Source organism: Rhizobacter sp. P2_H2 (genome assembly GCF_056403375.1).
The window spans coordinates 1-2,392 of record NZ_JBFUFP010000856.1; the positions used below are offsets into that span (position 1 = coordinate 1).

Sequence of the window (2,392 nt, forward strand, 5' to 3'; positions counted from 1 at the left end):
GTTCTGGAGGATGGTGGCCATCTGGGGTCTTCGAGAGGGAAAGCTGCGAACCGACGAGCGGGCGGGCCGCCATTTTAGGCGGCACGCCTCCTCGCCAGCGCCGCCCCCTCCCCCAGCGCCTTCAGCTTCGCCTCCGCCACCGCCCGGCTCATCGGCGCAAGCCCGCAGTTCGTGCACGGGATCAACCGCTCCTTCGGCACGAACTGCAGCGCGCGGCCGATGGTGTCGGCCACCTCTTCCGGCGTCTCGATGGTGTCKCTCGCGACGTCGATCACGCCGACCATCACGTCCTTGCCGGCCAGCAGCCGCATCAGGTCGGGCGGCACGTGCGAATGGATGCATTCCAGGCTCACCTGGTCGATGCGGCTCGCGGCCAGCGCCGGGAACACCTTCTCGTACTGCCGCCACTCGTCGCCCAGCGAGTTCTTCCAGTCGATGTTGGCCTGGATGCCGTAGCCATAGCAGATGTGCACCGCGGTCGTGCAACGCAGCCCCTCGGCCGCGCGCTCCAGCGCCTTCACGCCCCAGTCGGCCGCCTCTTCCATGTAGACGTTGAAGGCCGGCTCGTCGAACTGCACGATGTCGACGCCATCGGCCTCCAGCGCGCGCGCCTCCTGATTCAGCAGCTCGGCGAACGCGAAGGCCATCTTCACGCGGTCGCCGTAGAAACGGTCGGCCACGGTGTCGACGATCGTCATCGGGCCGGGCAGCGTGAACTTGATCTTGCGCTGCGTGTGCGCCCGCAGGAAGCGCGCCTCGGTCGCGTGCACGCGGCCGCTCAGGCTCAGCGGGCCCACCACCTGCGGCACCATCGCCTTGTAGCGGTCGCGGCGGATGCCCATCTCGACCTTGTGCTCGAAGTCGATGCCGGCCACCCGCTCCAGGAAGCCGTGCACGAAGTGCTGGCGCGACTGCTCGCCGTCACCGATCACCGACAGCCCGGCATCCTCCTGGGCCTTGATCCACAGCAGCGTCGCATCGAGCTTGGCCTGCGCCAGCGCGTCGCCCTCGGCCTTCCAGGTGGGCCACAGCTTGCCGGTCTCGGCCAGCCAGGCGGGTTTCGGCAGGCTGCCGGCGACGGTTGCATCGAACATCGGGTCATCTCCTGAAATGCTGTGACACCCCGGCAGCGCAAGGCACACCGTCCTACGACGCGCCGGGATCGCGGCCGACAGCCGGCCCGCATGCGGGCCGCTAACTTGGCCTGCGCGGGCGATTGTCCGTTGCCTTGCGGAGATTCCCCGTGCCGACTTCCCCTACCCCTTCCCGCGCGCTGCTGACCCGCGTGCTCGCCGTCGTGCTGATCCTGTCCGGCCTCGCGCTCGCCGGCGGCGGCGCATGGCTGATCGCGCTGCACGGCAGCCCGTACTACCTCGCCGCCGGCGTCGCCGCCCTCGCGAGCGGCGCGTTGCTGTGGCGCAGGCGCAGCGCCGCGCTGTGGGTGTTCACCGGCTGGCTGCTCGCGACGCTGGCCTGGGCGCTGTGGGAATCCGGCCTCGACTGGTGGCCGCTCGCGGCGCGGCTGGACCTGCTGTTCGTGCTCGGCGTGCTGCTGGTGACGCCCTGGGTCGCGCGCGCGCTGGGCAGCGCCGGCCTGGGCAGCGCGCGCGCCGCGCTGGCCACCGTGCTGATGCTGTCCGGCGTCGTCGCGGTCGCGTCGTGGACGGTCGATCGCCACGACCAAGCCGGCAACCTGCCGGCCGCCGCCGTGGTCAGCGACGCCGCGTCGGCCGTGCCCTCCGACGAATGGCATGCCTACGGCCGCACCGGCCACGGCCAGCGCTGGTCGCCGCTGAAGCAGATCACGCCCGACAACGTCGGCAGCCTGCAGCTGGCCTGGCAGTACCGCACCGGCGACCTGCGCGGCCGGCCCGGCGACCCGGTCGAGACGACCTACGAGGTCACGCCGCTGAAGATCGGCAACCGGCTCTACCTGTGCACGCCGCACCAGTCGGTGGTGGCACTCGACGCGACCACCGGCCAGCAGGCGTGGCGCTACGACCCGCCGATCCAGGGTGGCCTGGCGCTGCAGCACCTGACCTGCCGCGGCCTGGCCTACCAGCCGCCGGCCGCACCGGCCACGAAGGCCGCCGGCGCCTGCCCCGCGAAGCTCTTCATGCCCACCGCCGACGGGCGCCTGCTCGCACTCGACCCCGAGACCGGCAAGCTCTGCCGCGGCTTCGGCAACGGCGGCCAGGTCGACCTGTGGGCGCACATGCCGAACCTGAAGCCGGGCTCGTACTACTCGACCTCGCCCCCCGTCGTCACGCAGAACCTGGTGGTCATCGGCGGCACCGTGCTCGACAACGTGTCGACGAAGGAGCAATCGGGCGTGATCCGCGCGTTCGACATCGAGACCGGCGCGCTGGTGTGGAACTGGGATTCCGGCAAC

General features: G+C 71.1%; 2 protein-coding genes. One reads left to right on the forward strand and one right to left on the reverse strand.

Going from position 1 to position 2,392, the window contains the following annotated elements; translation table 11 throughout:
* Positions 1-74: 74 nt before the first annotated feature.
* On the reverse strand, positions 75-1,094 hold the full coding sequence (locus AC1D15_RS27305) for a methionine synthase (protein WP_477828476.1): 1,020 nt from the start codon (positions 1,092-1,094) through the stop codon (positions 75-77).
* Between the two features lie 149 nt (positions 1,095-1,243).
* On the opposite strand from AC1D15_RS27305, the gene AC1D15_RS27310 reads away from it, so the two are divergent.
* The coding region (locus tag AC1D15_RS27310; protein ID WP_477828477.1) for an outer membrane protein assembly factor BamB family protein at positions 1,244-2,392 on the forward strand (1,149 nt) is incomplete at its 3' end.